At 29.6% G+C, this 20,044-nt stretch carries 18 protein-coding genes; 14 read left to right on the plus strand and 4 right to left on the minus strand.

The annotated features are described in order from the left end of the window. Positions 1–26: 26 nt before the first annotated feature. Entirely contained in the window at positions 27–542 is a 516-nt protein-coding gene (gene msrA / locus HMPREF3131_RS02440; protein ID WP_002449832.1) for a peptide-methionine (S)-S-oxide reductase MsrA, read from the minus strand. 140 nt (positions 543–682) lie between these two features. Here msrA and HMPREF3131_RS02445 point away from each other — a divergent pair, with 140 nt between their 5' ends. After that, positions 683–1,660 (plus strand): LCP family protein, encoded by a 978-nt coding sequence (locus tag HMPREF3131_RS02445; protein WP_049419820.1) that lies wholly within the window; start codon positions 683–685, stop codon positions 1,658–1,660. Between the two features lie 88 nt (positions 1,661–1,748). Here HMPREF3131_RS02445 and HMPREF3131_RS02450 read toward each other — a convergent pair whose 3' ends face one another. Continuing rightward, positions 1,749–1,931, minus strand: coding sequence for a 2-hydroxymuconate tautomerase (locus HMPREF3131_RS02450; protein WP_070436430.1), 183 nt, complete (start codon positions 1,929–1,931; stop codon positions 1,749–1,751). Positions 1,932–2,079: 148 nt separating this feature from the next. Here HMPREF3131_RS02450 and HMPREF3131_RS02455 point away from each other — a divergent pair, with 148 nt between their 5' ends. After that, positions 2,080–3,342: a Y-family DNA polymerase gene (locus HMPREF3131_RS02455; RefSeq protein WP_017174683.1), complete on the plus strand. Its 1,263-nt coding sequence runs from the start codon at positions 2,080–2,082 to the stop codon at positions 3,340–3,342. 51 nt (positions 3,343–3,393) lie between these two features. Here HMPREF3131_RS02455 and HMPREF3131_RS02460 read toward each other — a convergent pair whose 3' ends face one another. Then, on the minus strand, positions 3,394–4,485 hold the full coding sequence (locus HMPREF3131_RS02460; protein ID WP_070436431.1) for a prephenate dehydrogenase: 1,092 nt from the start codon (positions 4,483–4,485) through the stop codon (positions 3,394–3,396). 135 nt (positions 4,486–4,620) lie between these two features. Between HMPREF3131_RS02460 and HMPREF3131_RS02465 the strand changes: the two genes are divergently transcribed. From HMPREF3131_RS02465 to HMPREF3131_RS02515, 11 genes are all read left to right on the plus strand, one after another. Beyond that, positions 4,621–5,655 carry a M42 family metallopeptidase gene (locus tag HMPREF3131_RS02465; protein WP_037541014.1) on the plus strand — a complete coding sequence of 345 codons (1,035 nt, stop codon included), beginning with the start codon at positions 4,621–4,623 and terminating at the stop codon, positions 5,653–5,655. A 487-nt stretch (positions 5,656–6,142) separates the two neighbouring features. Continuing rightward, the gene (locus HMPREF3131_RS02470; RefSeq protein WP_017174686.1) at positions 6,143–7,552 is read left to right on the plus strand and encodes an anthranilate synthase component I; all 1,410 of its coding nucleotides are present in this window, start codon (positions 6,143–6,145) and stop codon (positions 7,550–7,552) included. Beyond that, entirely contained in the window at positions 7,549–8,178 is a 630-nt protein-coding gene (locus tag HMPREF3131_RS02475) for an anthranilate synthase component II (protein WP_017174687.1), read from the plus strand. The genes HMPREF3131_RS02470 and HMPREF3131_RS02475 overlap by 4 nt, the downstream gene beginning before the upstream one ends. After that, positions 8,123–9,127 carry an anthranilate phosphoribosyltransferase gene (trpD, locus tag HMPREF3131_RS02480; protein WP_176743903.1) on the plus strand — a complete coding sequence of 335 codons (1,005 nt, stop codon included), beginning with the start codon at positions 8,123–8,125 and terminating at the stop codon, positions 9,125–9,127. The genes HMPREF3131_RS02475 and trpD overlap by 56 nt, the downstream gene beginning before the upstream one ends. Before the next feature lie 2 nt (positions 9,128–9,129). Then, entirely contained in the window at positions 9,130–9,909 is a 780-nt protein-coding gene (gene trpC, locus HMPREF3131_RS02485; protein WP_017174689.1) for an indole-3-glycerol phosphate synthase TrpC, read from the plus strand. Next, positions 9,906–10,565 (plus strand): phosphoribosylanthranilate isomerase, encoded by a 660-nt coding sequence (locus tag HMPREF3131_RS02490; RefSeq protein ID WP_048681664.1) that lies wholly within the window; start codon positions 9,906–9,908, stop codon positions 10,563–10,565. Before trpC ends, HMPREF3131_RS02490 begins: the two co-directional genes overlap by 4 nt. Then, positions 10,537–11,751 carry a tryptophan synthase subunit beta gene (gene trpB / locus HMPREF3131_RS02495; protein WP_070436433.1) on the plus strand — a complete coding sequence of 405 codons (1,215 nt, stop codon included), beginning with the start codon at positions 10,537–10,539 and terminating at the stop codon, positions 11,749–11,751. Before HMPREF3131_RS02490 ends, trpB begins: the two co-directional genes overlap by 29 nt. Then, the gene (gene trpA / locus HMPREF3131_RS02500) at positions 11,744–12,478 is read left to right on the plus strand and encodes a tryptophan synthase subunit alpha (protein ID WP_017174692.1); all 735 of its coding nucleotides are present in this window, start codon (positions 11,744–11,746) and stop codon (positions 12,476–12,478) included. Before trpB ends, trpA begins: the two co-directional genes overlap by 8 nt. Before the next feature lie 346 nt (positions 12,479–12,824). Further along, positions 12,825–14,087 carry an aminoacyltransferase gene (locus HMPREF3131_RS02505; protein WP_070436434.1) on the plus strand — a complete coding sequence of 421 codons (1,263 nt, stop codon included), beginning with the start codon at positions 12,825–12,827 and terminating at the stop codon, positions 14,085–14,087. Between the two features lie 18 nt (positions 14,088–14,105). Next, positions 14,106–15,365 (plus strand): aminoacyltransferase, encoded by a 1,260-nt coding sequence (locus HMPREF3131_RS02510; RefSeq protein WP_048681888.1) that lies wholly within the window; start codon positions 14,106–14,108, stop codon positions 15,363–15,365. Between the two features lie 1,231 nt (positions 15,366–16,596). After that, entirely contained in the window at positions 16,597–17,610 is a 1,014-nt protein-coding gene (locus tag HMPREF3131_RS02515; protein WP_017174695.1) for a siderophore ABC transporter substrate-binding protein, read from the plus strand. Between the two features lie 78 nt (positions 17,611–17,688). Here HMPREF3131_RS02515 and HMPREF3131_RS02520 read toward each other — a convergent pair whose 3' ends face one another. Continuing rightward, positions 17,689–18,033, minus strand: coding sequence for a hypothetical protein (locus HMPREF3131_RS02520; RefSeq protein WP_070436435.1), 345 nt, complete (start codon positions 18,031–18,033; stop codon positions 17,689–17,691). Between the two features lie 167 nt (positions 18,034–18,200). Here HMPREF3131_RS02520 and pepF point away from each other — a divergent pair, with 167 nt between their 5' ends. After that, positions 18,201–20,009, plus strand: coding sequence for an oligoendopeptidase F (gene pepF / locus HMPREF3131_RS02525; protein WP_070436436.1), 1,809 nt, complete (start codon positions 18,201–18,203; stop codon positions 20,007–20,009). Positions 20,010–20,044 lie beyond the last annotated feature (35 nt).

Genomic DNA, 20,044 nt, shown 5'->3' on the forward strand with positions numbered 1-20,044 from the left:
TACTTTATGTCCCGGACTCTTTTTTATTATGAGTTAGAACGAGGATCATAATTTGCGCGATCTCGCTGTTCTTGTGCGTAACGTTCAGGATTTTTTTTATAGAAATTTTGATGATATTCTTCTGCTTTATAAAAATTTGAAGCGGGAAGAACCTTAGTAGCAATGGCTTTATCAGAATGCATCGTTTGTTCTAAATCTTTGATATAGTTAATCGCAACTTTTCTTTGATCATCATTTGTATAAAAAATAGCTGTTTGATACTGTGACCCTCTATCTTGGAATTGACCCCCAGCATCTAATGGATCAATGACTGAAAAAAATATTTCTAATAATTTATGATAAGAAAATAAAGCAACATCATACTCTATTTTAACAGTTTCATAGTGTCCAGTAGTTCCGCTCTTTACTTGTTCATAGGTTGGATTTTTAACTGATCCTCCCATAAAACCTGATGTTACTGATTCAATACCTTCAAATTGATCAAACGGTTTTGTCATACACCAGAAACAGCCTCCTGCGAAGTATGCTGTATTAATATTCATTTACGCCATCCTTTCATAACACCTTTGTAATATTTATTGAAAACACTTGATTTTTTAAGATATTTTATATAACTTATTTATATATTATAGTATATCCGAATATTATTTTGAAGATTTTAGAGAGTGTAAGGTAGGTAAATATGACAGAAGAGAAGGATAATACAATATTAAGACGACAAACGGGGACAACGATACCTTCTAAACGACGCAAGAAGAAAAAATTTCGAAAATTACCTTTTGTAATACTGATTATTGTAGTTTTACTTATTGCAATGATTACGTATGTCGTTCATGGATATCAAAGTGGTATGAAATATGCACAAGAACATGCAAAAGATATTAAAATTCATAAATTTAATGGAGCCGTTAAAAATGACGGGAAAATCACAGTATTAATGCTCGGTGCTGACCAAGCTAATGGTGGAAAATCAAGAACTGACTCTATTATGGTTGTACAGTATGACTATATTAAGAAAAAAATGAAAATGATGTCAATTATGCGTGATATTTATGCGGAAATTCCTGGTTATGACAAATATAAAATTAATGCTGCATACTCACTTGGGGGACCAGAGTTGTTGAGACAAACACTAAATAAAAATTTAGGTATTAATCCTGAATACTATGCAGTCATTGATTTCACTGGCTTTGAAAAAATGATTGATGAATTAGAACCTAATGGTGTGCCAATTGATGTTGAAAAAGATATGTCAGAAAATATAGGGGTTTCATTAAAAAAAGGACACCATCGATTAAACGGTAAAGAATTATTAGGTTATGCGAGATTTAGACATGATCCAGAGGGAGACTTTGGACGTGTGAGACGTCAACAACAAGTTATGCAAACACTTAAGAAAGAATTGATTACCCCAAGTACAATCGTGAAATTACCTAAAGTAGCTGGTATATTGAGAGGATATATTAATACAGATATGCCAAACTCAGCTATTTTCCAAACAGGACTAAGTTTTGGAATACGAGGCGATAAAAATGTGGAAACACTAACTGTACCGTTAAAAAATTCTTATCAAAATATCAATACTAATAACGATGGTAGTGCATTAGATATTGATAAAGAGAAAAATAAAAAAGCAATAGAATCATTTTTAGACGAATAATAAATAAGCAGGCCAAAGTGGCCTGCTTATTTATTATCTATTTAACTACAATAATATTATTATGTAAACTTTGAAGATTATAATATTATTAATCTGATTTTCTTACGCCAGCTACACCGTAGTGATTTTTCTTCATTTCATCAATGACTACATGGATTGCTTCTCTATTTGCGCCTGTTGTTTTCTCTACTGCATTTGTAACCTCAGTGACTAAGTTTTTTAATTGCTCATCTGAGCGTCCTTCTAATAATTTTACATTTACAATCGGCATGATGTTTTCCTCCTTACATAATTATGTGCTTAGTATATCATTTTTAAAAAATGAACTTCAAGATATTTAAATAGAACATTTGTTCTTTTTAATGTTGTAAGAGAACAAGTGTTCTTATATAATTGAATTATCTAAGGAGGGGGTTGATATGTATGATTATAATTTACTTGAAGATAGAGACATACTATGTGTAGATCAGAAAAGTTTTTATGCTAGTGTGTCTTGTATAGAAAAAGGATTAGATCCTTTAATGACAAAATTAGCAGTGGTAGCTGACACTAAGCGACAAGGATCTGTTGTTTTGGCAGCAACACCTAAATTAAAAGAACTTGGTATTAAAACGGGATCTAGATTATTTGAAATTCCACAACGTAATGATATTTATATTATTAATCCAAGTATGAGAAGATATCTAGAAGTATCATTAGAAATTTCTAAAATTGCTCTTAAATATGTTCCAGGGGAAGATTTACATCAGTATAGTATTGATGAATTTTTTATGGATGTAACAAATAGCTACCATCTTTTTAATACTACAGTATATTCTTTTGCTAAGTGTTTTCAAAAAGAAATTTTGGATAAGACGGGAATATACTGCACAATAGGTATTGGATCTAACTTGTTACTTAGTAAAGTAGCTATGGATATCGAAGCTAAACACACCAAAGAAGGTATTACTGAGTGGCGGTATCATGACATTCCCGATAAATTATGGTGTATTTCACCATTAAAATCATTTTGGGGAATCAATAAAAAAACAGAAATAAAGTTAAATAAAAAAGGAATTATTACAATAGGTGATTTAGCCCATTATCCTCATAGATATTTGAAGAAAGACTTTGGTATATTAGGCACTGATATGCATTTACATGCTAACGGTATAGATCAAAGTAAAATAAGAGAAAAAAGTAAAATTAATAATCCAACTATATGTAAAAGCCAAATTTTGATGAGAGACTATCAATTTAATGAAACAAAAATTGTGATGCAAGAGTTGATTGAAGATGTTGCTTGTAGATTAAGAGAAAGAAAGCAATTAGCACGTACTATACATTTTTCATTTGGATATACTCAAGGTGGAGGAATACATAAACAACACACTTTAACTGATGCTACAAATCTAGAACAAGATATATTTAAAGTCGTTAATGATTATGCGAATCAGTTGTGTGATAAACAGGCTTTGTATCGTACGTTAAGTGTTTCACTAACACAGTTCATTAATGAAGAAAATCGACAATTAAATTTATTTGTAGATGAATATAAAAGACAAAGAGATGAAAATTTAGCTAAAACGATTGATACGTTACAAAAGAAATATGGTAAAGGCATCGTTTCAAAAGCAATTTCTTATACTGAATCTGGAACAAAACATAATAGATTAGGATTAATGGCAGGTCATAAAATGTAAATAAACGGAAGTAGGTCAAAACTCATTTTGAATTTTGGCCCACTTCTATTTTTATGGAATATAAGTATCAAATTCATTTAAAGCAACAATACCTAATTCACGATCTTTTGGAGTTTTAAAGGTAACTTGTAAAGCACCTAAAATATCCTCACGAACTTCTAAAATTTTTAAGTTTCTTATAGAAATATTATGTAAACTAAGTATAGAAGTAACTTTATTAATCATACCCGCTTTATCTGGAATATCAATATATAAATCATACCCAACATTGACTACACCATGTTGCTTAAGAGGTAATTGATCTCTAAAAATTTTTGCATCTTCAAAGAATTGATATATTTGTTGTTCTTCTTCATTTTTAAGTTTAACTATCATATCCTTAATATTGGTTTGCATATCTTCTAGTAAACTAATGATATTTTGTTTATTACTAAGTGAGATATCCTTCCACATTTCGGCATTACTACTTGCAATTCTTGTAATATCTCTAAATTCACCAGCAGCAAGCTGTTTGACTAAAGCATGATCATTTGCATGGCTTGAACTCAAGTGTACTAAACTAGAGGCAATAATATGTGGAACATGACTAACAATTCCCGTTACATAATCATGTTCTTTCGCATTAGTAATAATAAATTTAGCTAGTGTAGGGGAGAGCAAATATTGTAATGTTTTAGCCGCTTGTGTATTACGTTCATCATCGTAAACTAAAATATAGTATGCATTTTCAAATAAGTGTTTTTTAGAATTAAGGACACCAGATTTATGGCTACCAGCCATTGGATGCCCACTAACAAGATGAATATTTGATTCTAATAAACGTTTTTCAAAATTTTGAATGATAAGTTTTGTACTGCCAGTATCCGTTACAATCAAATGTGATTTGGTTTCATAATTAGGTAATGAATTTAGATATATTGCTGTTTGATGAACTGGAGTAGCAAAGATAATAATATCCGCTTCCTTAACACCAAGAGCATAATCATTAATCTTTTTGTCAATTATACCAATAGACATTGCTTTATCTAATTGAGTTACATCAGTATCATAGGCAGAAATTATAAGATCAGATTGATAAAATTTTAAATTACTAGCTAAGCTTCCACCAATTAATCCTAAACCAACAAATAAAATATTTTTCATATGAGCCCTCCTTATTTCTAAATATTCAGAATATCTATATTTTAAATTAGTCATTCATTTTAAACAATACTATTCATTAGAGTTCACTATTTATCTAGGTTAAAATATATTTAAAGTATTAAAGGGGGAAGTTGAATGGAATCAAAGATATTAGAATTAATTCAAAACTTAACTAACATTAATAGTCCTTCGGGAAATGCTTATAATGCAATAAGTTATGTAAAACAAAAAGTAGAACATTTAGGATATTCAACTCAATTAACAAATAAAGGTGCATTAATTATCACAGTTGAGGGTGAAGATAATGAACGTCAACGTTGTATTACTGCTCATGTAGATACTTTAGGTGCAATGGTAAAAGAAATTAAAGAAGATGGTCGTTTAACAATCGATCTAATTGGTGGATTTAAATATAATGCGATTGAAGGAGAATATTGTCAGATTGAAACAGACTCTGGCGAAACGTACACAGGGACAATATGTTTACATGAAACAAGTGTTCATGTATATCGCGAAAATGAAAAAATACCAAGAGATATTGAACATATGGAAGTCCGTATAGACGAAAAAACGTCTTCTAAGAAAGAGACAGAAGATTTAGGAATAGAAGTAGGTAATTTTATTAGCTTTGATCCAAGAACAGAAATAACATCATCTGGATTTATTAAATCCCGACACTTAGACGATAAAGCAAGTGTAGCAATGATATTAGATTTATTAGAAAGAATAAAAAATGAACAAATTAAATTACCACATACTATTCAATTTTATATTTCTAATAATGAGGAAATAGGATATGGAGCGAATGCATCTATTTCTAATAAAATTGTAGAATTTATTGCTTTTGATATGGGAGCACTTGGAGAGGGACAATCTTCTGACGAATATACAGTATCTATTTGTGCTAAAGATGCGTCTGGACCTTATCATAAAGAATTAAAAACACATCTAGTAAACTTATGTAAATTTAATCATATTCCGTATAAAATAGATATTTATCCTTATTATACGTCAGATGCGTCTGCAGCATTAAAAGCAGGAGCAGATATTAAACATGGATTATTTGGAGCTGGTATTGAGTCCTCTCATGCACTGGAACGAACACATATTGATTCTATACATGCCGCTCAAAACTTATTATATGCCTATTGCTTGTCATCAATAAATTGAAATAAATATTGACAAGGAAGATTTATTTATGTATTATACTGAATTATAATAATATTTTAATAATTCTGAGAATTGAGTAGAAGATATGTGATGTAGCAAATAGAAAGCTAATGGATGATGTAAATTAGCACAGCATATGTTTGAATTGGACTTAGAAGATTAAATTTAATAACAGTAAAGTGAACATGTAATGTTAATTAAGGTGGCACCACGGTAACGCGTCCTTATCTATGGAACGTAATCGTGGTGTCTTTTTGGTATAAATATAGTAATTATTAGCTAGATAATCATAGAAAGTTAGTGGTTGATGAAAACTAACATCACTAATAATGAAATTGGGTTTATACTTATAAAAAATCAAATAAAAAATAAGTGAACTTTAAATATTTTGATAATTCGAAATATTTAGTTAATTAAGGTGGTACCGCGCGTCAGCGTCCTTTTAAATAAGGATGCTGATATTTTTTTGAGAAAGGATTAAAGCTTAATGAAACTATATTATGAAATACTTAGAGCAAATATTACACCCGAAGTTTTAGGAAAGTTAAAGAAAAATAAGATTATTTTAGAAAGTACCAGCCAAAAGCAAATTAAAGGTAGATATTCTATTGTAGCATTCGAAAGCTATGGTTCTGTTGTGTTAAATAATGACTTACTAAAGATAAAAACAAAAAAACAAAATGTTGAAATTACTGAAAAGTCTTATGAATATTTAAAAGATTATATCAATCAATTTAATATTCAGATTACAGATGAAAAATTAAAACATTTACCATTTGTATCTGGCTTTATTGGTACGTGTAGTTTTGACTTAGTAAGACATGAATTTCCAATTTTAAAACAGCAATCTATACAAGAAATTAAGGATAGCAATGATATTGAATTTCACATGATAGAAGATGTATATGTATTTGATCATTATAAAGATGAATTATATGTTATTGCTACAAATCAATTTTCAGAAGTAGAACAGAAAGATTTAGAAAAAAGAGTAAAAGATAGAATAAAGGAACTATCTCAAATTAAAGCTTATACAGATGATTATATTCGTCCTCCTACGCCTTCAAATATCATACCAAATGTATCAGATGATGAATTTATAAATACTATAAAGCAATTGAAAAAGCTTATAAAAGAAGGCGATATGTTTCAAGTTGTACCATCTAGAATATATAGCTACAATCATCATTTTAAAAATAATACATTGCAATTAAGTTATCAATTATACCAAAACTTAAAAAGACGTAATCCAAGTCCATATATGTACTATATTAATATGAATACACAAATTATTATAGGCAGTTCTCCAGAGAGTTTTGTAGCTGTACAAGATGGAACGGTTATTACGAATCCAATCGCTGGAACAATTAAAAGAGGTAAAACCATAAAAGAAGATAAACAAAATGCAGAGCAATTATTGAGTGATGAAAAGGAATTAAGCGAACATCGAATGCTTGTTGATTTAGGCAGAAATGATCTACATAGAGTCAGTAGAACCGGTAGTTCAAAAATTACAAAATTAATGGAAATTGAAAAATATGAGCATGTCATGCATATTGTAAGCGAAGTAAAAGGTGAGATTAAGCAAAAATTATCTCCTATGACAGTAATTGCTAATTTATTACCTACAGGAACTGTTTCAGGAGCTCCAAAACTTAGAGCAATTAGGCGTATATATGAGACATATCCATATAAACGTGGACTATATAGTGGGGGTGTAGGCTACATTAATTGTAATCAGAATTTAGATTTTGCTTTAGCAATAAGAACAATGTTAATTGATGATACTACCGTGAAAGTCGAAGCAGGGTGTGGGGTGGTTTATGATTCAGTACCAGAAAAAGAATTAGAAGAAACATTATTAAAAGCAAAAAGTTTATTGGAGGTAACACCATGATTTTAATCATTGATAATTATGATTCATTTACATATAACTTAGTTGATATAGTAAGTCAATTAGATGATGTCATTGTTAAATATCCGGACGATAAAGATGTGCTTAACTACGTTAACCAAAGTGATGGTCTCATCATATCTCCAGGACCTGGTCATCCTTTAGATAGTAACCATCTATTGAATATTATTGAAAGGTATAAATCTTTACCGATATTAGGCGTATGTTTAGGTGCACAAGCAATAACATGCTATTACGGTGGCCGTGTTATTCAAGGCGAAAAAGTCATGCACGGTAAAGTCGATATATTAACAGTTATTCAACATACTAAATTATATAACAACTTAGCAAATCAATTTAATATAATGCGTTACCATTCATTAATAAGTGATGAAATCTCTTTTCCATCACAATTAATAATTACTGGAAGGACAAAAGATTGCATTCAATCTTATGAGACAAAAAATGGATTACATTTTGGTATTCAATATCATCCCGAGTCGTTTGCAACAGACCAAGGACAACAAATAATTAAAAATTTTATCGATATCGTAAAGGAAAGAGGTAAATATGATGACCTTAACATTACTCAACCAAATTCAAAGTCATGCAACACTCTCACAACATGAAACTACTGAATTTATTCAATATCTCATCGATCCAGAATGTCATACTCAAGATAAAGTAAAGTTATTACAAGCTTTCACAAATAAGTCGATACAACAAAAAGAATTAACTTATATAGTGAAAAGTCTTATTCATACGATGTATTCAACTCAACCTGAATACAAAGGAAGTATATGCGTTTGTGGAACAGGAGGAGATAAATCAAATAGTTTCAATATTTCAACGACAGTATCATTTGTAGTAGCAAGCGCAGATGTTCCAGTCATTAAACATGGAAATAAAAGTATTACATCTAATTCTGGAAGTACCGATTTATTACAACAATTACACATTCCTACTACGAAAGTAGCAAATGTAGCCAAACAAGTATCTAAAACACATTTAGCATTTATCAGCGCTATGGAATCTTATCCAATTATGAAATACATTCAACCTATTAGAAAACTTATTCATGAACCAACTATTTTCAATATTGTCGGACCATTAATCAATCCTTTTAAATTAGATTATCAAGTAATGGGGGTCTACGATGCTTCCCAATTACCCATGATTATTAAAACTATGAAAGATTTAGGACGACGAAGAGGCATCGTACTTCATGGAGCGAATAGAATGGATGAAGCAACATTATCTGGGGATAACGAAATATATGAATTACATGAAGATGGGACTATTTCACATTATGTTTTAAATGCACGAGATTATGGCATAGCTCATGCAAATAATATAGAACTTCAAGGTGGCACACCTGAAGAAAATAAAAACATTACCATTGACATATTAAGTGGAAAAGATCATTCCCCTAAAAGAAATGTCGTAGTGCTGAATGCAGCATTAGCCTTATATATATCAAATAGAGTGGATAGTATTAAAAAGGGCGTTGATTTAGCAAAAGATTTAATTGATAGTGGCAAAGCTTTAAAACAATGTCAGTTGATGAAAGGGGAATAAAATTGACAATATTAGATGAGATTGTACAGTATAAAAAACAGTTACTAAACGATGGGTATTATACAGATAAAATAAAACATATTAAAAAAGTTGATGTATCTTATAAGTCAGCTCTAGAAACCACTTTGAAAAGGGAATCAACATTGAGTATTATTGCAGAAATAAAATCTAAAAGTCCTTCTGTAAAAGCATTCAAGGACATTAACTTAGAGCATCAAATTGCTAAATATGAAAATCATGGAGCAAGTGCTATTTCAATTTTAACCGATGAAAAATATTTTGGAGGAAGTTTTGAACGTCTACAAACGTTAACACAACTCACACATTTACCAGTATTATGTAAGGATTTTATCATTGATCCGCTTCAAATTGATCTTGCTAAGAGAGCCGGAGCTTCTATTATTTTATTAATAGTAAATATTTTAACCAATGATACACTTCAGTCTTTATATCATTATGCAATATCTCAAAACTTAGAAGTCTTAGTTGAAGTTCATAACAAAGAAGAGTTAGAACGCGCTTATCAAATTAAACCTAAAATCATTGGTATAAATAATAGAGATTTAAAAACATTTATTACTAAAGTAGAACATACTAATGACATTTTGGAAATGAAAAAAGAAGGTTATTACTATATTTCTGAAAGTGGTATTACAACTTTAAATGATGTAAAAAAAATTGTAAGTAGTGGCATAGACGGATTACTTGTGGGAGGAGCTTTAATGAATAGTAATAATATATCATCGTTATTACCTTCATTAAAACTAAATAAAGAGAAATGAATATACTAAAATTTTGTGGTTTTAAAACAAAAAGTGATATTTTAAAAGCCAATTCCTTAGACATAGATATGATAGGTTTTATTCATTATCCAAAAAGTAAACGTCATTTAAATATAGAACAAATTAACTATTTAAATCAATTTGTAGCAAAGCACATTCATCGAGTTATAGTTGTTGTGAATCCTACATATAAAGAATTAAATACATTGTTGCAACAAACCAATGTGAACGGCATTCAATTTCATGGTAATGAAACAATTGAATTAATCCAAAAAGTTAAATTAAATTTTAAGAATATTAAGATAATTAAAGCGTTGCCGGCTACAGAAAACTTGAATAGAGATATGAATCAATATAAGCCATGGGTAGATTTATTTATTATTGATACCCCTTCAATTCAATTTGGTGGTACTGGTCAAACGTTTAATTGGAAAATATTAGAATCAGTAAGCCAAGACATTCCTTATCTTATTGCAGGAGGAATAAATATAAGTGCTATTCAACAGATTGAAAAGCTGGATTTATCACATAAAGGCTATGATATATCCAGTGGTATAGAGACAAATGAATGCAAGGATAAATTGAAAATGGAAACAATTATAAATTACGTTAAAGGGAGCTTAGAATATGAAACAGATACAAACGGAAGCAAATGAACTAGGTTTTTTTGGTGAGTATGGAGGACAATATGTACCGGAAACATTAATGCCAGCTATCATTGAATTAAAGAGAGCGTATAAAAAAGCAAAAAATGATCCTAAATTCCAACAAAAGATAGCATATTATTTAAAGGATTATGTTGGGAGAGAAACACCCTTAACTTATGCGAAATCATATACAGAAGCATTAGGTGGGGCTAAAATTTATTTAAAAAGAGAAGATTTAAATCATACTGGTGCCCACAAAATCAATAATGCCATAGGTCAAGCATTGCTCGCTAAACGAATGGGCAAAAATAAACTTGTTGCAGAAACGGGAGCTGGACAACATGGAGTTGCAAGTGCCACAGTGGCTGCATTATTTGATATGGAACTGATTGTTTTTATGGGAAGAGAAGACATCAAAAGACAACAACTTAATGTATTTAGAATGGAATTATTAGGAGCTAAAGTTGAAGCTGTGGATGAAGGTCAAGGAACTTTATCTGACGCAGTTAATAAAGCGCTACAGTATTGGGTAAGTCACGTGGAAGATACACATTATTTATTAGGATCAGCTTTAGGGCCGGATCCTTTTCCAACGATGGTTAGAGATTTTCAGAGTGTAATTGGTCAAGAAATAAAATCACAAATATTAGAGAAAGAACATCGTTTGCCAGATGCAATAGTTGCTTGTGTAGGAGGAGGTTCTAATGCAATAGGAACATTTTATCCTTTTATCGAAGATGATGTGAAATTATACGGTGTGGAGGCAGCTGGCAGAGGTAAGGATACTAATCAACATGCACTTGCGATAGGGAAAGGAAAGGCCGGTGTGCTTCATGGATCAAAAATGTATTTAATCCAAGATGAACATGGACAAATTGAATTGGCACATTCTATCTCAGCAGGATTAGATTATCCAGGTATTGGACCTGAACATTCATATTATCATGATATTGGAAGAGTAACCTATGAATGTGCTAGCGATGAAGAAGCAATGGAAGCACTTGTCCGCTTCACCAAAATAGAAGGTATTATCCCCGCTATAGAAAGTGCACATGCATTAAGTTATGTAGAAAAATTAGCACCTAAAATGAAACAAAACGATATATTAGTAGTGACAATATCTGGACGCGGAGATAAAGATATGGAAACGATTCAACAATATATACAACAGAGAAAGGAGGATAAAAATGAGTAAATTATTTATTCCTTACATCATGGGTAATAGACAATTTTTAGAAAATGTAAAATTACTTGATAAAAGTGGAGCAGATATTATAGAAATTGGTGTTCCATTTTCAGATCCTGTAGCTGATGGACCCATCATTATGAAAGCTGGTCATGAAGCACTTAAAGATCATATAACAATCGACTATATATTTGATGAGTTAGATAAACATCAAAATGAAATTAATTGTAAATGTGTTCTAATGACATACTATAATGTTATTTTAAGTTATGGAGAAAAAGCCTTTTTTAAAAAATGCGATGATATTGGTGTTTATGGAGTAATTATTCCAGATTTACCATTTGAATTAATAGAACAATTAAAACAACAATTAAATCATAATAGAGTAGTAAAAATAATTTCATTAATAGCAATGACGACAGATATAAATCGTATACAAAATATAGCAAAACATGCCGAAGGATTTATCTATACTGTAACGATGAATGCTACTACTGGAGAAGATGGAACGTTTCATCCAAAGCTTAAAGACCAGATAAAAATGATTAAATCTTTTACATCTCTCCCAGTTGTAGCAGGATTTGGAATAAGAACTACAGACCATATAAAAGATTTGGTAAAAGATGTAGATGGTGTTGTTATTGGAAGTGAAATCGTTCGAAGATTTCAAAATGATGACTTAAGTCAAACAGGAGAATACTTAAGGGAGATTAGACAAACTTTAGATAATGGTTAGCATAGTATAAAATAAAAATTATTTAGAGTATTCATAGCATGAAATACTTAAGAATTAGTAGCAATGTAGTATTAATTGATTTAAAATGAAATTAGATATGAATTTAAGAGCTGAAAAAGAATGATTTTCAGCTCTTATTATTTGGAGAAGATAGAAGAAGCCAAGAATTTAAGAGCATTTAGGTTAATTGGAAGTATATACAGGTTTATATTTTAGTTTTAACCTTATCTAGTGTATACTTATTGAGATTAGACCGATGCGTATTCACAACATATACATAAGCTAAAATTTTAAAATTAGTCAACTCAAATTAAATAAAGATTCTAAATTAGGAGTTATAGAGATAATGAAGTTTACAAATTTAACAGCTACAGAATTTGGCGATTTTACTGAAAAAATGCCATATAGCCATTTTACACAAATGACTGAAAATTATGAGTTAAAAGTTGCCGAGAAAACTGAAACTCATTTAGTAGGAATTAAAAATAAAGATAATGAAGTCATTGCTGCTTGTATGCTAACTGCTGTACCCGTTATGAAAATTTTTAAATATTTTTATTCAAATCGTGGTCCAGTCATTGATTATGAAAACAAAGAGCTCGTTCACTTTTTCTTTAACGAATTAAGTAAATATTTAAAACAGCAACGTTGTTTATACGTACGTATAGACCCTTATTTGCCTTATCAATATCGTAATCATGATGGTGATATTACAAGGAATGCTGGGAATGATTGGTTCTTTGATAAAATGAAGCAATTAGGATATCAACACGAAGGGTTTACAACAGGATTTGATCCAATATTACAAATTCGGTTCCATTCAGTTTTAAATTTAAAGGATAAAACTGCTAAAGATGTATTAAATGGAATGGATAGTTTACGAAAAAGAAATACTAAAAAAGTCCAAAAAAATGGTGTTAAAGTAAGATTTCTTACTAAAGAAGAATTACCTATTTTCAGATCATTTATGGAAGATACATCAGAGACTAAAGAATTTTCTGATAGAGAGGATAGTTTCTACTATAATCGATTTGATCATTTTAAAGATAGAGTATTAGTACCTCTCGCATATATAAAATTTGATGAATATCTTGAAGAACTTCATGCAGAACGTCAGACATTAAATAAAGACTTAAACAAAGCTCTAAAAGATATTGAAAAACGACCAGATAACAAAAAAGCACAAAATAAAAAAATAAATTTAGAACAGCAATTAAAAGCAAATGAGCAAAAAATTGATGAAGCAACACAACTTCAATTAGAACACGGTAACGAATTACCAATATCTGCTGGATTCTTCTTTATTAATCCATTTGAAGTTGTATATTATGCAGGTGGAACGTCAAATAAATATAGACACTTCGCTGGAAGTTATGCAGTTCAATGGACTATGATTAATTATGCAATTGATCATGACATTGACCGTTATAATTTTTATGGGATTAGTGGTCATTTTACAGATGATGCTGAAGATGCAGGTGTTGTGAAATTTAAAAAGGGATTTAATGCAGATGTAATTGAATATGTTGGTGATTTCGTTAAACCTATAAATAAACCAATGTATTCACTATATACAATACTTAAAAAAATTAAAAAAAGATTGAATTAAGAGGGGAATAGTGCGAATATGAAATTTACAGAGTTAACAGTTAAAGAATATGAAACCTTCGTACAAAATCCATCATTAGAGAGTCATTACTTCCAAGTTACTGAAAATATAAAAACTAGAGAAAATGACGGATTTGAAGTTGTGTTATTAGGTGTAAAAGATGAAAGTAATAAAGTGATTGCTGCAAGTCTTTTCTCAAAAATTCCAACTATGGGAAGTTATGTATACTATTCAAATCGTGGACCAGTGATGGATTATTCCGATTTAGGTCTTGTTGATTTTTACCTACGAGAATTAGAAAAATACCTACACCAACATCAATGTTTATATGTAAAACTTGATCCATATTGGATTTATCAAATTTATGATAAAGATATCAATTCGGTAGAAGGTCACGAAAAAAATGATGCTTTAGTTAATTTATTTAAATCACATGGTTACGAACATCATGGTTTCACTACGAAATATGATCGCTCTAGTCAAGTGAGATGGATGGGCGTAAATTATCTAAAAGGTGAAACACCTGCATCATTGAAAAAGCAGTTTGATAGTCAACGTAAAAGAAATATAAATAAAGCGATAAACTATGGAGTAAAAGTAAGATTTCTTAAAAGAGATGAACTAAATATTTTCTTAGACTTGTATCGTGAAACAGAAGCACGTACTGGTTTTGTATCAAAAACAGATGAATATTTTTATAATTTTATAGATACATACGGCGATAAAGCATTAGTGCCATTAGCATATATTGATTTAGATGACTATATTAAATCATTGCAAACCTCTTTAAATGATAAAGAAACGCGTCGTGATCAAATGATGTCTAAAGAAAATAAAAGTGACAAACAGCTGAAAAAAATTACTGAACTAGATAAACAAATAGAACACGACCAAAAAGAACTCTTACATGCAAGTGAATTACGTCAAACTGATGGACAAATTTTAAACTTAGCTTCTGGAGTATACTTTGCAAATGCTTATGAAGTAAACTATTTCTCAGGTGGCTCATCAGAAAAATACAATAATTATATGGGACCATATATGATGCATTGGTTCATGATGAATTATTGCTTTGATCATGGATATGATCGATATAATTTTTATGGTTTATCTGGTGATTTTACTGAAAATAGTGAAGATTATGGTGTTTATCGCTTTAAAAGAGGGTTTAATGTGTATATCGAGGAGTTAATTGGGGATTTCTATAAACCAATTAATAAACCTAAATATTGGCTATTTAAAACATTGAATCGTATACGTAAGAAGATTAAAAAATAACAATTAGAATAAAAAGCATATTGGCAATCTTGCCAGTATGCTTTTTTATAATTAGTGATAGAGACTAATTATAAATAGTGTAGGTAAATTCTAAGTTGTAAATACAAGTTGCATCCTACAAATTAATAATAGCATATCAATTATTTTTATCAATGATACACCAAAAGAAATTTATTTTTAATATTTTATAATAAATGAAATTTATAGTGTTTTATAATTTGAATAATAAATACATAGTTATGATATCATTAAATAACTAATCTAATTGGAATCATTCCGCTTTAGATTGTTTTGAGAAATAATTAAGAACGATTGTATAAATCGTAATGCCAATATCCATGATTCAATACTTTAGATAATGATTACCGAACTGTAGAAAAAATAACTTTAAATAAATACTACTAAAATTAGAATGCATGGGCATATGTAAACGAGTTAAGGTATATATTAAAACTTTAAATAATCTGTATTTTGTTAAAAAGCTTAAATTGAAGATATTCATATAAAAATGCAGATTTCTACAATTTAGTTTACATAATATATATTATAGGAAGTTGTATATATAACGATCAGGGGACCTATTCTATTTTAATTACACTTCAATGATATATTTTAGTTATCATTCTTTGGTTAACATTGATCTATCTAAAATGATTGACTTAGTTATAATTTGTTATGATAAAAATCAACTACATTATATGTATTATATATAATGTAGAAAATACTAATATGAATTTAGTGTTCGATATTTGTGACATAATTTATTTTGATAATTAATATAGTAATGAATCAATTATTGAATGCTAGCTAGTTTACATAATGCAAGATACCATATGAATTTGCAGATAAATAATTTATATCTTTTGTTCTACCTTATCAATTTAAAGATTATCGGTGATATTGGAACCATTATTTCTAATAACAATTATTTCAAAGAAAGACTTTAATATCATAAAAAGTGATCCATTCTTATAAGTTTGACTATCGTCTCGTCTATTAAGACGATTTTACTAAATATACCTTTCCAGTATTATGAGCAACATACCCCTTTTAAAATCATCAAATAAGTCAATAAGGCTACTTATTTTAAGTCTAATATACATGTTAAAGAAATCACCAACAATATAAAAGGAATATGTAATATTTTAGGTAAAATAAGATAATAAAATGTAAATATTTAATTGATAATGATTATCATTTTCTATTATAGTATTCTCTAGGAGGTTAGAAAATGCAAAAATCATTTAAATATATTCTATTAATTTTATCAGTTATTTTAATCTTATCAGCATGTGATAAGCAATCGGATTCAAATTCTTCATCTAGTAAAGATACCATTACAGTAAAAAATACATATGAATTTAAGGATAAGAATCATACACATAGTAGAGGCAAAAATAAAACAGAAACAGTTAAAGTACCAGTTAATCCGAAACGTGTAGCAGTACTAGATTATGGCGCGTTAGATATTATGCAGCAAATGGGACTTCAAGACAAAATAGTTTCTATTGCTAAAGGACAAGGTGCTTCATTTTTGCCTTCTTCCCTTTCAGAATTTAAAAACAGTAAATATACAAATCTAGGCAATCCAGGAAGACCTAATTATGATGAATTAGCTAAATCAAAACCTAATGTTATCTTTGCTTCATTTAGACAAGCACATACGAAAACAATAGATGAAATGAAAAAAGCGGCGCCTAATGCTAAGATTTTATTTGTTAGTCCCGATAATGATAATTATATTTCATCAATTAAAGAACATACGACATTGTTTGGTAAAATTTTCAAAAAAGAAGAAAAAGCAAAAGCACTTAATCATAAATTAAGTGAAGAAGTGAAAGAGGCTAAAAAAGTAATTAATAAAGATACCGTATTACTTTTAAATGTTGATGATAAAGGCATTAGTGCCTTCGGACCAACTGGTAGATTTGGAGGCTTCTTAAATAAAGATTTAGGAATTAACCACGCTGATCCTAAAATGAAAGCAAATTCAGCTGGTAATATAGTTACTAATGAGTATTTAAATAAAATTAATCCTGATAAATTGTTTGTAATTAATCGAACTAAAAATGCGGATGACAAAACGTTACCTTCTGCTTTGAATAATCAAGTGATAAAAGATATGAAAGCAATAAAAAATCACCAAGTCTATCAATTTGAAGCTAATGCTTGGTATTTTAGTGAAGGTGGCATTGAAACAACTATTCATCAATTAAACAAAATTGAAAAAGCTTTTAAAAAATAATCCTTTTATACACTATTAAAAATATAAATGGGAGTGGGATAACGAATTCAAAATGAATTCTATCCTACTCCCTTATATTTATCTTCTATCACGACGACGATACATGTACTCGTCGTTATCATATTTTTTCATCTCTTTTTCCAATTGCTTTTCTTTACGTTCTCGGCGCCATCCTCTTGTAAAATACCATAAAAGGAAACTAATCATTAAACTGATAATGGCAAGAAAAGCGGCATAGCCTAATAAAGGCTGGAACGTTATATTATAAAAATTAGGAATAAAGAAAGCTAATACTGCTAAAACAACGAAGGTAATTACTGCTGCTGAAAGCCATTTTTTCAGTACCAATGTACAAAAGACAGTTAATACCATCATTGCTAGGATTGTGATCCAAAGATAATTTGGCATATCAAATATCGTCATAAAAAACGCCTCAACTTTTATATTTTATAATATGTAATATACAATACTTTTATAAATAATTATACCTTCTTAATTATTAAAATGACTCAGACTAAAGGCTTAAAACTGAGTTTACAAATAATATTATGTATAATATATATGAGAATAACTATTTAGGAGTGAATAAAATGAACACAGGCTTACCACTCAGAAAACATGTTCCAGATAATGAAAAATGGAATTTAGAAGATTTATTTACGAATGATGAAGCATTTTATAATACTTTAAATGATGTATTAGAGAAATCCGCTCAATTTAATCAAAAATATAAAAATAATTTATCAGAAACTAAAATTATTCTAGATGCACTTAAAGAATATGAAGACTTACTTATACAATTTGATCGATTAGGTAATTATGCTGAACTTAGATTAAGTGTTGATACTACAAATGAATTAGCGCAAACATTAAATGCCAAACTATCAACATCTTATGGTAAGATATCTAGTTTATTATCATTTGTTGAATCTGAAATAATGATACTCTCTGATGATAAATTAAAAGAGCTAAAAGAGCAGTTCAATAGTCCTCATTATCTAGAAAAATTAATAAAACGTAAACCTTATCAATTATCTTCAGAAGTTGAAGAAGTGCTTGCCAGTTTGTCGCCTACTTTTCAAAGTGCTTATGAACTCTATGGAACAACTAAAATGCTTGATATTGCGTTTGAATCGTTTGAACATAATCATGAAATGTATCCTTTAGATTATGCAACTTTTGAAAATGAGTATGAAGACAGTTCAGATCCAGAGTTTAGACGTAAAAGTTTCGAAGCTTTTAGTAATGCATTGCGTAAATATCAACACACAACAGCTGCAACATATAATCAACATGTACAACAAGAAAAAATTGAGGCTAATTTAAGAGGCTATGATTCTGTTATAGATTTTTTACTACAAGAACAAGAAGTTACACGTGAAATGTATGATAGACAAATTGATGTCATCATGAGTGATTTAGCACCTGTGATGCAAAAATATGCTAAAATACTGCAAAGAATTCATAACTTAGATAAAATGCGATTTGAAGATTTAAAAATATCAGTTGATCCTAGTTATGAACCAGATATTTCAATAGAAGACTCAAAACAATATATTCACGGTGCTTTAGGTGTTTTAGGCGATGACTATATTAAAATGGTTGATAATGCTTATAATCATCAATGGATTGATTTTGCTCAAAATAAAGGTAAAGATACTGGTGCGTATTGTGCTAGCCCTTATTTTACGCATTCATATGTATTTATTTCATGGACAGGTAAAATGGCAGAAACTTTCGTATTAGCGCATGAATTGGGCCACGCTGGTCATTTTACATTGTCACAAAAACATCAACATTTATTAGATTCAGAAGCATCTATGTATTTTGTAGAAGCACCTTCTACAATGAATGAAATGCTGATGGCAAACTACTTATTTAGTAATAGTAATGATGCACGTTTTAAACGATGGGTGATTGGCTCAATTATATCTCGCACATATTATCATAATATGGTCACGCATTTACTGGAAGCAGCATATCAAAGAGAAGTATACAAAAAAGTTGATAACGGTGAATCTTTAACAGCACCCGTTCTTAATAAGTTAATGAGAAACGTTTATGAACAATTCTTTGGTGATGCGGTTGAACTTACTGATGGAATGGAATTAACGTGGATGAGACAACCACATTATTATATGGGATTATATTCATATACGTATTCAGCTGGATTAACTATTGGCACAGTGGTCTCTCAAAAAATTAAAAAAGAAGGACAAAAAGCAGTCGATGCATGGTTAGAAACGTTAAAAGCTGGAGGAAGTAAAAATCCAGTTGAACTTGCAAAAGTAGCAGGAGTTGATATAACAACAAATGCCCCACTTAAATCTACTATTGCGTATATTTCAGAATTAGTAGATGAAGTAGAAACACTTACAAATGAAATTGAACATAATTAATATATTATAAAGGAGTGAGACACGATTCAAAATGA

The organism is Staphylococcus sp. HMSC14C01, from assembly GCF_001808085.1.
Classification (GTDB): Bacteria; Bacillota; Bacilli; order Staphylococcales; family Staphylococcaceae; genus Staphylococcus; species Staphylococcus hominis.

Excerpts from the sequence above, each read along its gene's own strand:
- msrA (WP_002449832.1), bottom strand. The coding sequence starts at position 542 with ATGAATATTAATACAGCATACTTCGCAGGAGGCTGTTTCTGGTGTATG.
- HMPREF3131_RS02520 (WP_070436435.1), bottom strand. The coding sequence starts at position 18,033 with ATGACGATATTTGATATGCCAAATTATCTTTGGATCACAATCCTAGCA.
- HMPREF3131_RS02505 (WP_070436434.1), top strand. The coding sequence starts at position 12,825 with ATGAAGTTTACAAATTTAACAGCTACAGAATTTGGCGATTTTACTGAA.
- HMPREF3131_RS02470 (WP_017174686.1), top strand. The coding sequence starts at position 6,143 with ATGAAACTATATTATGAAATACTTAGAGCAAATATTACACCCGAAGTT.
- HMPREF3131_RS02475 (WP_017174687.1), top strand. The coding sequence starts at position 7,549 with ATGATTTTAATCATTGATAATTATGATTCATTTACATATAACTTAGTT.
- HMPREF3131_RS02510 (WP_048681888.1), top strand. The coding sequence starts at position 14,106 with ATGAAATTTACAGAGTTAACAGTTAAAGAATATGAAACCTTCGTACAA.
- HMPREF3131_RS02465 (WP_037541014.1), top strand. The coding sequence starts at position 4,621 with ATGGAATCAAAGATATTAGAATTAATTCAAAACTTAACTAACATTAAT.
- HMPREF3131_RS02450 (WP_070436430.1), bottom strand. The coding sequence starts at position 1,931 with ATGCCGATTGTAAATGTAAAATTATTAGAAGGACGCTCAGATGAGCAA.
- trpD (WP_176743903.1), top strand. The coding sequence starts at position 8,123 with ATGACCTTAACATTACTCAACCAAATTCAAAGTCATGCAACACTCTCA.
- trpA (WP_017174692.1), top strand. The coding sequence starts at position 11,744 with ATGAGTAAATTATTTATTCCTTACATCATGGGTAATAGACAATTTTTA.
- HMPREF3131_RS02490 (WP_048681664.1), top strand. The coding sequence starts at position 9,906 with ATGAATATACTAAAATTTTGTGGTTTTAAAACAAAAAGTGATATTTTA.
- HMPREF3131_RS02455 (WP_017174683.1), top strand. The coding sequence starts at position 2,080 with ATGTATGATTATAATTTACTTGAAGATAGAGACATACTATGTGTAGAT.
- HMPREF3131_RS02445 (WP_049419820.1), top strand. The coding sequence starts at position 683 with ATGACAGAAGAGAAGGATAATACAATATTAAGACGACAAACGGGGACA.
- pepF (WP_070436436.1), top strand. The coding sequence starts at position 18,201 with ATGAACACAGGCTTACCACTCAGAAAACATGTTCCAGATAATGAAAAA.
- HMPREF3131_RS02460 (WP_070436431.1), bottom strand. The coding sequence starts at position 4,485 with ATGAAAAATATTTTATTTGTTGGTTTAGGATTAATTGGTGGAAGCTTA.
- trpB (WP_070436433.1), top strand. The coding sequence starts at position 10,537 with ATGAAACAGATACAAACGGAAGCAAATGAACTAGGTTTTTTTGGTGAG.
- HMPREF3131_RS02515 (WP_017174695.1), top strand. The coding sequence starts at position 16,597 with ATGCAAAAATCATTTAAATATATTCTATTAATTTTATCAGTTATTTTA.